This window comes from Streptomyces sp. (assembly GCF_036524955.1).
GTDB lineage: Bacteria > Actinomycetota > Actinomycetes > Streptomycetales > Streptomycetaceae > Actinacidiphila.
Genome location: NZ_DATDBG010000187.1, coordinates 1 through 11,624 on the forward strand (window position 1 = coordinate 1; position 11,624 = coordinate 11,624).

The 11,624-nt window shown below is 72.3% G+C and carries 12 protein-coding genes; 11 read left to right on the plus strand and 1 reads right to left on the minus strand.

The genetic code is table 11. The features are described from left to right. Nucleotides 1-29: 29 nt before the first annotated feature. Complete coding sequence (locus tag VIW71_RS15425; protein ID WP_331622844.1) at nucleotides 30-521, minus strand: inorganic diphosphatase; 492 nt, start codon at nucleotides 519-521, stop codon at nucleotides 30-32. A 264-nt stretch (nucleotides 522-785) separates the two neighbouring features. On the opposite strand from VIW71_RS15425, the gene dacB reads away from it, so the two are divergent. From dacB to VIW71_RS15480, 11 genes are all read left to right on the plus strand, one after another. Then, on the plus strand, nucleotides 786-1,997 hold the full coding sequence (gene dacB / locus VIW71_RS15430; RefSeq protein WP_331622845.1) for a D-alanyl-D-alanine carboxypeptidase/D-alanyl-D-alanine endopeptidase: 1,212 nt from the start codon (nucleotides 786-788) through the stop codon (nucleotides 1,995-1,997). Between the two features lie 100 nt (nucleotides 1,998-2,097). Continuing rightward, a complete protein-coding gene (locus VIW71_RS15435; protein WP_331622846.1) occupies nucleotides 2,098-3,267 on the plus strand; it encodes a zinc-dependent metalloprotease in 1,170 nt (389 codons plus the stop codon). Nucleotides 3,268-3,438: 171 nt separating this feature from the next. Further along, nucleotides 3,439-4,434, plus strand: coding sequence for a tRNA lysidine(34) synthetase TilS (gene tilS / locus VIW71_RS15440; RefSeq protein ID WP_331622847.1), 996 nt, complete (start codon nucleotides 3,439-3,441; stop codon nucleotides 4,432-4,434). 39 nt (nucleotides 4,435-4,473) lie between these two features. Continuing rightward, the gene (gene hpt, locus VIW71_RS15445) at nucleotides 4,474-5,013 is read left to right on the plus strand and encodes a hypoxanthine phosphoribosyltransferase (RefSeq protein ID WP_331622857.1); all 540 of its coding nucleotides are present in this window, start codon (nucleotides 4,474-4,476) and stop codon (nucleotides 5,011-5,013) included. Nucleotides 5,014-5,236: 223 nt separating this feature from the next. Then, nucleotides 5,237-7,285, plus strand: coding sequence for an ATP-dependent zinc metalloprotease FtsH (gene ftsH / locus VIW71_RS15450; RefSeq protein ID WP_331622848.1), 2,049 nt, complete (start codon nucleotides 5,237-5,239; stop codon nucleotides 7,283-7,285). Between the two features lie 128 nt (nucleotides 7,286-7,413). Then, complete coding sequence (gene folE, locus VIW71_RS15455; RefSeq protein ID WP_331622850.1) at nucleotides 7,414-8,022, plus strand: GTP cyclohydrolase I FolE; 609 nt, start codon at nucleotides 7,414-7,416, stop codon at nucleotides 8,020-8,022. Between the two features lie 188 nt (nucleotides 8,023-8,210). Further along, complete coding sequence (gene folP, locus VIW71_RS15460) at nucleotides 8,211-9,122, plus strand: dihydropteroate synthase (RefSeq protein ID WP_331622852.1); 912 nt, start codon at nucleotides 8,211-8,213, stop codon at nucleotides 9,120-9,122. After that, nucleotides 9,119-9,607 carry a nuclear transport factor 2 family protein gene (locus tag VIW71_RS15465; protein ID WP_331622853.1) on the plus strand — a complete coding sequence of 163 codons (489 nt, stop codon included), beginning with the start codon at nucleotides 9,119-9,121 and terminating at the stop codon, nucleotides 9,605-9,607. The genes folP and VIW71_RS15465 overlap by 4 nt, the downstream gene beginning before the upstream one ends. 72 nt (nucleotides 9,608-9,679) lie before the next feature. Continuing rightward, complete coding sequence (folB, locus tag VIW71_RS15470; RefSeq protein WP_331622854.1) at nucleotides 9,680-10,039, plus strand: dihydroneopterin aldolase; 360 nt, start codon at nucleotides 9,680-9,682, stop codon at nucleotides 10,037-10,039. Then, a complete protein-coding gene (gene folK / locus VIW71_RS15475; protein WP_331622855.1) occupies nucleotides 10,036-10,668 on the plus strand; it encodes a 2-amino-4-hydroxy-6-hydroxymethyldihydropteridine diphosphokinase in 633 nt (210 codons plus the stop codon). Before folB ends, folK begins: the two co-directional genes overlap by 4 nt. A gap of 100 nt (nucleotides 10,669-10,768) precedes the next feature. Next, a complete protein-coding gene (locus tag VIW71_RS15480) occupies nucleotides 10,769-11,278 on the plus strand; it encodes a DUF3180 domain-containing protein (RefSeq protein ID WP_331622856.1) in 510 nt (169 codons plus the stop codon). Nucleotides 11,279-11,624 lie beyond the last annotated feature (346 nt).

Here is an 11,624-nt window from a genome sequence, read left to right on the forward strand (position 1 = left end):
CCCCCCCCGCCCCCCCGCCCGGCAGGGGCTCAGTGACCGCCGTGCTCCTTCAGGCGGCGGAAGGACTCCTCGATCTCCGCCTCCGCCTCGGCGCGGCCGACCCAGTTCGCGCCCTCGACGGACTTGCCGGGCTCCAGGTCCTTGTAGACCTCGAAGAAGTGCTGGATCTCCAGGCGGTCGAACTCGCTGACGTGGTGGATGTCACGCAGGTGCTCGACCCGGGGGTCGGAGGCCGGGACGCACAGCACCTTGTCGTCGCCGCCGGCCTCGTCGGTCATGCGGAACATGCCGATCGCGCGGCAGGTGATCAGGCAGCCGGGGAAGGTGGGCTCGTCCAGGATGACCAGGGCGTCCAGCGGGTCGCCGTCCTCGCCGAGGGTGTTCTCGACGAAGCCGTAGTCGGCCGGGTAGCTGGTCGAGGTGAAAAGCCTGCGGTCCAGGCGGATACGACCGGTCTCGTGGTCCACCTCGTACTTGTTCCGCGAACCCTTCGGGATCTCGATCGTGACGTCGAACTCCAAGGCCCTACTCCTCCATGATCAGCGCATACTACGGGTGATTAAGTGTCTCCCACGCACGTGTGTGGTCGTGAAGGGGGCTGGTCGGCAGTGCCGCTGGGCAGGACATGGCAGGTCGTTGCGGGGTCGGCCGCGGTGGGTCTGGCGGTGGCTGCCGTGGCGGTGGCCGCGGCCGGGCCGTGGGAGTCAGGCAAGCGTACGGCCGAGCGGTCGTACGCCGCTGCCCGGAACGGCCATCCCGACCGGCAGAAACCGGCTGACGTACCGATGCACGCACCGCGGCCGGCCGGTTCGGCGCCGTCGGCCTCCCCCGTACTGCAGCCCGCACCGCTGCCCGCGCGCACCAGCCCGCCCGGCCCCACCGGCCTCGCCTCCCGCCTCGACCCGCTGATGGTCGCCGGCGGCATGGGCCCGGTACGTACCGGCGCCGTCGTCGACGTCGCCACCGGACTGCTGCTGTACGGCCACCGCGCCGCCACCGCCACCACGCCCGCCTCCACCACCAAGCTCGCCACCGCCGTCGCCGCGCTCGGCACCCTCGGCCCCGGCCACCGCCTCACCACCGCGGTGGTCGCCACCGAGCCCGGCCGTGTCGTCCTGGTCGGCGGCGGCGACCCCACCCTGGAACTGCCGCGGCTCGTCGCCGACACCGCGACCGCCCTCAAGGCCCGTGGCACGACCTCGGTCCGGCTCGCGTACGACACCTCGTACTACAGCGGGCCCGCGCTCCACCCCATCGGCCGCAACGACAACCTCGCGCCCGTCACCTCCCTGATGGTCCGTGAGGGACGCCTCGACGCCAGCCGGAGCGGACCGGCACCGAGGGCGTACGAGCCCGCGTCCGCGGCGGCGGACGCGTTCGCGGCGCTGCTGGAGCGGCGCGGTGTCACGGTCACGGGTGCGCCGGTGCCGGGCAGGGCGGCCGGGGGAACGCGGCTGGCGGTCCATCGGTCCGCGCCGGTCTCGGAACTGGTGGAACGGATGCTGACCACCAGCGACAACGACGTGGCCGAGGCGCTGGCCCGGCAGGTCGCCCGGGCGACCGGGCAGCCGGGCAGCTTCGCGGGCGTGGCGGAGGCGCTGCCGGCCGCGCTGCGACGGTACGGAGTACCGCTGACCGGAGCCGTCTTCACCGACGGCAGCGGCCTCGCCCGCGGCGACCGCCTCGCCCCGCTCACCCTGGTCCGCCTGCTGTCCCTCGCGGCCTCCCCGGACCACCCGGAACTGCGCCCGGTTCTCACCGGCCTTCCTGTCGCCGCCTTCACCGGAACCCTCGCCGCCCGCTTCCACACCACCGCGGGCGCCGGCCTCGTCCGCGCGAAGACCGGCACCCTGACCGGCACCAACACCATCGCCGGCACCACGGTCACCCCCGCCGGCCGCCTGCTCGCCTTCGCCTTCATGACCCAGGGCGCCCCGTCCGCGCAGGACGCCCGGTCCGCCCTGGACCGGCTGACGACGGCGCTGACCCGCGGGTAGGCGCGCGGGAACCGGCCCGGCCGGTTCCCGGGGCGCGTGCGGACTCCCCCGTAACCGCTGTGGAACCCCCAAAGCGGGAGCGGCAACGTACCGTGAAGACATGACGAGCATCGGTGGAACCGAGATGGTCGACTGGAACCTCGCCGTGGCGACCGCGCAGCGGCTGACCCGGCCGGGGCCGGAGGTGAGCCGGGACGAGGCGCGGGCCATCGTCGCCGAGCTGAGGGCGCATGCGCAGGACGCGGAGGCGCACGTCAGGGCGTTCACACGGATGTACGGGGACAGGCCGGGCGGCGCGCAGCCGCACGGCACCCCGGTCCTGATCGTGGACCGGACGGGCTGGGTGAAGGCGAACGTGGCCGGCTTCCGCGAGGTGCTGAAACCGCTGCTCGGCAAGATGCAGGCGCGCCGGCCGGGCGGCCCGGGCGGCGCGGTGCTCGGCACCGTCGGCGGCAAGGTGACCGGCGTCGAGGTGGGGATGCTGCTGAGCTTCCTTTCCTCGCGGGTGCTGGGCCAGTACGAGACGTTCGCGCCGGCGACCAGGGAGCTGCCGGCCGGACCGGTCAAGGCCGAGCCGGGGGAGTCCCGCGCGGGCCGGCTGCTGCTGGTGGCACCCAACATCGTCCACGTCGAGCGCGAACTCGACGTGGACCCGCACGACTTCCGGCTGTGGGTGTGCCTGCACGAGGAGACCCACCGCACCCAGTTCTCCGCGGTGCCGTGGCTGCGCGACCACATCGAGGGCGAGATCCAGTCGTTCCTCGGCGAGACCGAACTCGACCCGTCCACCGTGATCGAGCGGGTACGGGAGGCCGTGCAGTCCTTCACCGGCTCGAACCCCGCCGGCGCCGACGACGGCGAGCAGACCGACGGCCGCAGCCTGATGGACCTGGTGCAGACGCCCTCCCAGCGGGAGATACTGGCCCGGCTGACGGCGGTGATGTCGCTGCTGGAGGGGCACGCCGACTACGTGATGGACGGCGTCGGGCCCGAGGTCGTACCCACCGTGGCGGAGATCAGGGAGAAGTTCAGCCGGCGCCGGGCCAGCGGCGCGGGCCGGCTCGACCAGGCGGTGCGCAAGCTGCTCGGTCTCGACGCGAAGCTGCGCCAGTACCGGGACGGCGAGCGCTTCGTACGGGCGGTGGTCGGCCAGGTCGGCATGGACGGATTCAACCGGGTGTGGACCTCGCCCAACACGCTCCCCACCAAGACCGAGATCGCCAAACCGGCGGACTGGGTCGCGCGGGTGCACAGCCGCAGCGATTCCTGACCCTCTCACGCCCGCCGACACTGCCTGGTTCACCCGTCCGAGGGACCGATGGCGCGGGGTGACGCGTGCGATGCTCGGGTAATGCTCGGGCTTCTGTCACCATCTGAATACCCTGCGTCATCTCACCACGCTCATCGCAGCCCTCGAAGCCTCCCCAGGAGGGAACCGGACATGGGACCCCACCCCACGGTCGCGGCGATACGTCTGGCGGTCCGCCGCGTCCTGCACGACGTGCTGACCGCGTCCGCCGACCCGCACCCGCTGGTACTCGCCGCGTGCAGCGGCGGAGCCGACTCCATGGCGCTGGCCGCCGCCCTCGCCTTCGAAGCGCCCCGGCTCGGCGTGCGCGCCGGGGCGGTCACCGTGGACCACGGCCTGCAGGCCGGTTCCGACGGCCGCGCCCGGGAGGTCGCGAACCGGCTGCGCGCCCTCGGCCTCGACCCGGTCGACACGGTCGGCGTCACGGTCGGCCGCCAGGGCGGCCCCGAGGCCGCCGCACGCGACGCGCGCTACGCCGCGCTGGACGCCACCGCCGAGCGCCGCGGCGCCGCCGCCGTCCTGCTCGGCCACACCCGGGACGACCAGGCAGAAACGGTGCTGCTCGGACTGGCCCGCGGCTCCGGCACCCGCTCGCTGGCCGGCATGGCGGCGGTCTCGGGGACCGGTGGCCGCTATCGCCGCCCCTTCCTGCTGCTGGACCGCGACACCGTACGGCAGGGCTGCCTCGCCCAGGGCATCACCGTCTGGGAGGACCCGCACAACCACGACCCCGCCTACACCCGCTCCCGGGTCAGACACGAGGCGCTGCCGGTGCTGGAGAAGTCCCTCGGCAAGGGCGTGATCGAGGCACTGGCCCGTACCGCCCAGCTCTCCCGGGACGACGCGGACGCCCTCGACCAGTGGGCCGCGGACGCGCAGGCCGACGTGGCCGGCGACGACGGCAGCCTGGACGTACGCCTGCTGCACGGTTTGCCGCCGGCGGTACGGCGACGGGTGCTGCGCCGGGCCGCGGTCGCCGCCGGCTCCCCGCCCGGCTTCCTCTTCGCGCGGCACATCGAGGAGGTGGACCGGCTGGTCACCGGCTGGCGCGGGCAGAAGGCGCTCAACCTGCCGGGTGGCGTCACCGTGCTCCGGGCGAATGGCAGACTGTTCTTCTCGCTGTCATAAAACCCTGATGAGGATGTACCGCGTGTGAACGAGACCGACATGGCCGCCGACCTGGAGAAGGTGCTCATCTCCAAGGCAGAGATCGACGCGAAGCTGGTGGAGCTGGCCGCCGAGATCGACCGGGACTACGCGGGCAAGGACCTGCTGATCGTGGGCGTGCTCAAGGGCGCCGTGATGGTGATGGCCGACCTGGCCCGCGCCCTGTCCAGCGAGGTCACGATGGACTGGATGGCGGTGTCGTCCTACGGGGCAGGCACCAAGTCCTCCGGTGTGGTCCGCATCCTCAAGGACCTGGACACCGACATCGCGGGCTTGCACGTGCTGATCGTCGAGGACATCATCGACTCCGGCCTCACCCTCTCCTGGCTCATCAGCAACCTGGGCTCGCGCGGCCCGGCCTCCCTGGAGGTGTGCACGCTGCTGCGCAAGCCGGAGGCCGCCAAGGTCGAGATCGATGTGAAATACACTGGTTTTGACATCCCCAACGAGTTCGTGGTCGGTTACGGCCTGGACTACGCGGAGAAGTACCGCAACCTGCCGTTCGTGGGCACGCTCGCCCCGCACGTGTACGGCGGCTGAGATCCGGGCGGCCGGGCGGCCCCGCGGGGCCGCCCGGGAACCCCCGCCGATCTCCCGCCGTTGGAGCAGGGGAAAGCGGGTTTGTTAACGGTCTGCGGCAACCTCGGGAGACAATGCTGGGGTACCGTCCGAAGGTCGGGTCAATACACCGGATGCACGCGCGGCCAACCGGCGGCGGTGCCTCACTGTGGCAGGAGGGACGGGGCGACATCGCCCCGCATGGATGGACGTGAAGCGCTATTTCCGTGGGCCAGTCATGTGGATCGTGCTGGCTGTCCTCGCCGTGGTCGTGTTGATGCAGGTCGTCGGCTCCGGCGGCGGCTACAAGACGGTTGACACCGGCGTGGTACTCAATGCGATCGACACCAACAAGGTCGACAACGCCCAGCTCACCACCGGGGACGACAACTCCATCAAGGTGCAGTTGCGGGACGGCGTCAAGATCGAGGGCAGCAACAAGATCAGGGCGACGTACATCGGCGACCAGGGCGCCGCGATCGCCACCAACCTGCAGAACATCGAGAACGGCAAGGTGTCCGGCGTGGACCTGCCGGGGCACTACACGGTCTCGCAGTCCAAGCAGAACGCCTTCGTCGGCATCCTGCTGTCGCTGCTGCCGTTCGTGCTGATCGTCGTGGTCTTCCTGTTCCTGATGAACCAGATGCAGGGCGGCGGCTCCCGTGTTATGCAGTTCGGGAAGTCCAAGGCCAAGCTGATCACCAAGGACACCCCCAAAACGACCTTCTCCGACGTGGCGGGCTGCGACGAGGCGGTGGAGGAGCTCCAGGAGATCAAGGAGTTCCTGCAGGAGCCGGCGAAGTTCCAGGCCGTCGGTGCCAAGATCCCCAAGGGGGTGCTGCTCTACGGCCGCCCGGGCACCGGCAAGACGCTGCTCGCACGGGCCGTCGCCGGTGAGGCGGGCGTGCCGTTCTACTCGATCTCCGGCTCCGACTTCGTGGAGATGTTCGTCGGTGTCGGCGCCAGCCGGGTCCGCGACCTGTTCGAGCAGGCCAAGGCGAACGCCCCGGCGATCGTCTTCGTCGACGAGATCGACGCCGTCGGCCGGCACCGCGGCGCGGGCCTCGGCGGCGGTCACGACGAGCGCGAGCAGACGCTGAACCAGCTCCTGGTGGAGATGGACGGCTTCGACGTCAAGGGCGGCGTGATCCTCATCGCCGCGACCAACCGGCCGGACATCCTCGACCCGGCGCTGCTGCGCCCGGGCCGCTTCGACCGGCAGATCGCGGTGGACCCGCCGGACCTCCAGGGCCGTCTGGAGATCCTCACCGTGCACCAGAAGGGCAAGCCGATCGCGCCGGACGTCGACCTGATGGCCGTCGCCCGCCGCACCCCCGGCTTCACCGGCGCCGACCTGAGCAACGTGCTCAACGAGGCCGCGCTGCTCACCGCCCGCAGCGACAAGAAGCTGATCGACAACGGCATGCTCGACGAGGCCATCGACCGCGTCGTGGCCGGTCCGCAGAAGCGCACCCGGATCATGTCGGACAAGGAGAAGAAGATCACCGCGTACCACGAGGGCGGACACGCCCTGGTCGCGGCGGCCTCCCCGAGCTCCGACCCGGTCCACAAGGTGACGATCCTCTCCCGCGGCCGGGCGCTGGGCTACACGATGGTGCTGCCCGACGAGGACAAGTACTCCACGACGCGCAACGAGATGCTGGACCAGCTCGCGTACATGATGGGCGGCCGGGCCGCGGAGGAACTGGTCTTCCACGACCCGACCACCGGCGCCTCGAACGACATCGAGAAGGCGACCGCCACCGCCCGCGCCATGGTCACGCAGTACGGCATGACCGAGCGGCTGGGCGCGATCAAGTTCGGTTCGGACAACTCCGAGCCGTTCCTCGGGCGTGAGATGGGCCACCAGCGCGACTACTCCGAAGAGGTCGCCGGCCTGGTGGACGAGGAGGTCAAGAAGCTCATCGAGACGGCGCACAACGAGGCCTGGGAGATCCTGGTCGAGAACCGCGACGTCCTGGACAACCTCGTGCTGGCCCTGCTGGAGCGGGAGACGCTGAACAAGGAGGAGATCGCCGAGATCTTCGCCCCGATCGTGAAGCGCCCGCCGCGTCCGGCCTGGACCGGCTCCGCCCGCCGCGCCCCCTCCACCCGGCCGCCGGTGCTGTCGCCGAAGGAGCTGGCGCTGACCAACGGCAGCCAGCCCGCCAACGGCAGCACCCCCTCGGCGGTCTCCGCGGCGAAGCCGGCCGAGCCGGTGGAACTGCCGGACGACGGCCCGCAGGAGAGCTGAGTCACACAGAGCACCATAAAACCGCAGGTCCGGCCCGGTACCGGAATGCGGTTCGCGGCCCCAGGGTTTTAGCCTGGGGCCGCGGTCCTGTGTCAGGACCGCACAGCGGCAGGAGGAACGAGGCATCCATGACCGATCCCGTGACGATCTACGGCGGTAGCCCGGTCGGTGAGTTCGACGAGAAGCGGGCCGAAGCCGCGATCCGGGAGCTGCTGCTCGCGGTCGGAGAGGACCCGGACCGAGAGGGCCTGCGCGAGACCCCGGCGCGGGTTGCCCGCGCCTACCGCGAGATATTCGCCGGGCTGTGGCAGCAGCCCGAGGACGTGCTCACCACCACCTTCGACCTGGGCCACGACGAGATGGTGCTGGTCAAGGACATCGAGGTGATGTCGTCCTGCGAGCACCACCTCGTCCCGTTCGTCGGCGTCGCGCACGTCGGCTACATCCCGTCCACCAGCGGCAAGATCACCGGCCTGTCCAAGCTGGCCCGCCTGGTCGATGTCTACGCCCGCCGCCCGCAGGTGCAGGAGCGGCTTACCACGCAGATCGCCGATTCCCTGATGCGCATCCTGGAGGCGCGCGGGGTGATCGTGGTGGTGGAGTGCGAGCACCTGTGCATGACGATGCGCGGGGTGCGCAAGCCCGGCGCCAAGACCCTCACCTCGGCGGTACGGGGGCAGCTACGCGACCCGGCGACCCGCTCGGAGGCGATGAGCCTGATCATCGGGCGGGGCTGAACGCTCCGCGGCCGCCCTGCCACTGCCCGCCGCCCTCCAGCGGTTCCTGCCCGGCCGCCACCCCCCGCACCGCCACCAGCCCCGTTACGCGGCGCGCCCGGTCCCGTGCCGGGACGGCGACCCGCGGGACGCCGGGACGGCGACCCGCGGGAGCGGAGCGCGGTCGCCTGAGCCCGTACGCTGGGCTCATGAGTACGTCACAGGGCAGGACCGGACCCCTCGGGCTGCCGGAGTGGGACCGCTGCGCGGTCATGGGCGTGGTGAACGTCACGCCCGACTCGTTCTCCGACGGCGGACAGTGGTTCGATCCCGAGCTGGCCGTCAAGCACGGACTGGACCTGGTGGCGCAGGGCGCCGACCTGGTAGACGTGGGCGGCGAGTCCACCAGACCGGGCGCGGTCCGGGTGGACGAGGCCGAGGAGCTGCGCCGGGTGATCCCGGTGGTCCGCGAACTGGCCGCGGCCGGCGTCCTGGTCAGCGTGGACACCATGCGGGCCGGCGTCGCCGAGCGGGCGGTCACGGCGGGCGCCGCGCTCGTCAACGACGTCAGCGGCGGCCTCGCCGACCCCGCGATGATCCCGGTGGTGGCCGCGGCCGGGGTCCCGTTCGTCGTCATGCACTGGCGCGGCCAGAGCATCGACATGAACAACCGCGCGGTCTACGCGGACGTCCTCGGCGAGGTGGTCGCCGAGCTGCGCGCGGGCCTTGACCGCGCGGTGGCCGGCGGCGTCGCCCCCGAACGCATCGTGATCGACCCGGGCCTGGGCTTCGCCAAGACCGCCGAACACGACCTCACCCTGCTCGCCCACCTGCGGTCCTTGCGCGTACTCGGCTGCCCGCTGCTGGTCGCCGCCTCCCGCAAGCGGTTCCTCGGCCGCGTCCTCGCCGCCGACACCGGCGGCGGCCCGCCCCCGGCCCGCGAACGCGACGCGGCCACCGCTGCCGTCTCCGCGATCGCCGCCCGCGAGGGCGCCTGGGCGGTGCGCGTCCACGAGGTCCGGGCGAGCGCCGACGCGGTACGGGTGGCGCGCGCCATCGAGAGCGCGGCCATGACACGAACAGCCGGGACGGCACCGGCTGGGACGGGGACGGCACAGTGACCGCACGGACGGCGGAGGCGCGGGCGGTGGAGGCGGCCAACCAGGCCTTCTACGACGCGGTGGAGACCTCCGACCTGGACGCCTTGGAGAACGTGGTGCTGACCGGGCCGCTGGCGGAGTCGGTGACCGTGGTGCACCCCGGCTGGCCGGTGCTGCGCGGGCGGGGCGAGGTCATGCGCTCGTACGCGCTGATCATGGCGAACACGGAGTACATCCAGTTCTTCCTCACCGACGTCGAGGTCGCCGTGGACGGCGACACCGCGCTGGTGACCTGCACCGAGAACATCCTCACCGGTGGCCCCGCCGAGGACGACGGCTCGGCGGGCTCGCTCGTCGGCGGCCTGGTCGTCGCCACCAACGTGTTCCGCCGCACCCACGACGGCTGGCGGCTGTGGGCGCACCACGGCTCACCGGTCCTCGCCGAGCAGGACGACGAGGGTGAGGACGACGAGGGGGGAGAGGGCGGGGGCGACCCGGCTCAGTGACACGGATGACGTAGATTCGTCTGCGGCCGGGGATCGCGGCGCGACCGGCGGCAGCGAGCGAGGAGTGAGCAGGTGGATCGTGTCACGCTGCGCGGACTGAGCGTCCGCGGGCATCACGGGGTGTTCGAGCACGAGCGCGAGAACGGGCAGGTCTTCGTCGTCGATCTCGTGCTCGGCCTCGACACGGCGCCCGCGGCGGCAGGCGACGATCTCGACCGGACCGTGCACTACGGTGTGGTCGCCGAGGAGGTCGCAGCGGTCGTGTCCGGTGAGCCCGTCGCTCTCATCGAGACCCTCGCGCAACGCATCGCCGACACCTGCCTCCGGCACGAGGTGGTGCGGGAGGTGGAGGTGACGGTGCACAAACCGGACGCGCCGATCACCGTGCCCTTCGACGACGTGACCGTGACCATCACCCGGAGACGCCCGTGACGTCCGCATTCCAGGAGTACCCCGAGAACACCGGGCAGTCCGCCCTGGACCCGACCAGTCAGCCGGTGCCCGCCTCGGTGGTGGCCCGCGTCGACGCGGCCGACAGCACCCTGCAGAACCCCAAGACCGCGGTGATCGCCCTCGGCGGCAACCTCGGCAACCGCCTGGAGACCCTGCAGGGCGCGGTGGACGCGCTGGAGGACACCCCGGGAGTGCGGGTGAAAGCCGTCTCACCGGTGTACGAGACCGAGCCGTGGGGCGTGGAGCCCGGCACCCAGCCCCCGTACTTCAACGCCGTCGTCCTGCTCCGCACCACCCTGCCGCCCGCATCGCTGCTGGAACGCGGCCAGGCGATCGAAGAGGCGTTCCGGCGGGTCCGCACCGAACGCTGGGGCCCGCGCACCATCGACGTGGACATCATCGCGTACCAGGGCGTGGTCTCCGACGACCCGGCGCTGACGCTCCCGCACCCGCGGGCGTACCAGCGGGCCTTCGTTCTCGTACCGTGGTACGACGTGGACCCGGCGGCCGTGCTGCCCGGCCGCGGCCCGGTCGCCGATCTGGCCGCGGCGGTCGGCACCGCCGGCGTACAGCGCCGCACCGACGTGGAACTACGGCTGCCCGAGTAATCGTTGAGATCCTTCGCCGGGCACCACGGGCAGTGCGCGTGGCGCCGGGGCGGTACCGGCAGGTCGGACAGGACGGACAGGACGCGGAGGCGGGCACTCGGTGAGGACGCTGCGGATCAGGACGCTGGCGGGGCTGTTCGCGGTCGCGGCGGTGCTCTCATGGGCGGGGGCCCGGCTGTGGGACACCTTCGGCACCCTGCCCCGGGTGCCGCTCGCCGCACCCGTCGTGCTCGCGCTCATCGCCGCCGCCCTCTTCGCCACGGCCCTGTCCATCCGCGCCCGCCTGCGCGCCCAGCGCGAACGCCGCCCCGGCGCGAAGGGCGTCGACCCGCTCGCCGCCGCGCGCGCCCTGGTCTTCGGCCAGGCCAGCGCGTTGGTCGCCGCGTTGGTCGCCGGTCTCTACGGCGGCACCTGCCTCTTCCTCGTCATCTCCAAACTCGACATGGCCCCCCGCCGCCAACAGGCCATCTACGCGGGCCTCGCCGTCCTCGCCGCCATCGCCGTGGTCGCCGCGGCGCTCTTCCTGGAACGCATCTGCAAGCTTCCCGAGGACGACGACACGACGCCCTCCGGGCGGTCGCCTCGCGGCCACGCCGGCCGCCCCAGGTAGCCCCTGGACCGGCGGTGCGCCGTACGGGCCACCGGCCCCTGGACGGGCGGTCGCCGGGCTGTCGGACTGTCGGGCGTCGGACTGTCGCTGCCGTCGTCGGACCGCTGGCCTCCGGACCGCTGGCTGCCGGGCTGCCGGACCTGCTGACTGCCGGGCTGCCGGGCTCTGGACTGCCGCTCGCCCGGCCACCGGCCACCGGCCACCGGCCGGCTGCCGGACAGTCGCCGGGCAGTCAGCCGCTGTCCGGCCGGGCAGCGGCGGGGGAGGCGGCGGGCAGCGGCAAGGGCAGGCGGCGGGGCAGTGGCCGGGCGCCGCGGGTGCCGTAGGGGCCACCGCCCGGTGGCCC

Coding starts and splice junctions, on each gene's coding strand:
- dacB (WP_331622845.1), top strand. CDS start 786: ATGCACGCACCGCGGCCGGCCGGTTCGGCGCCGTCGGCCTCCCCCGTA.
- VIW71_RS15435 (WP_331622846.1), top strand. CDS start 2,098: ATGACGAGCATCGGTGGAACCGAGATGGTCGACTGGAACCTCGCCGTG.
- tilS (WP_331622847.1), top strand. CDS start 3,439: ATGGGACCCCACCCCACGGTCGCGGCGATACGTCTGGCGGTCCGCCGC.
- hpt (WP_331622857.1), top strand. CDS start 4,474: ATGGCCGCCGACCTGGAGAAGGTGCTCATCTCCAAGGCAGAGATCGAC.
- ftsH (WP_331622848.1), top strand. CDS start 5,237: ATGGACGTGAAGCGCTATTTCCGTGGGCCAGTCATGTGGATCGTGCTG.
- folE (WP_331622850.1), top strand. CDS start 7,414: ATGACCGATCCCGTGACGATCTACGGCGGTAGCCCGGTCGGTGAGTTC.
- folP (WP_331622852.1), top strand. CDS start 8,211: ATGAGTACGTCACAGGGCAGGACCGGACCCCTCGGGCTGCCGGAGTGG.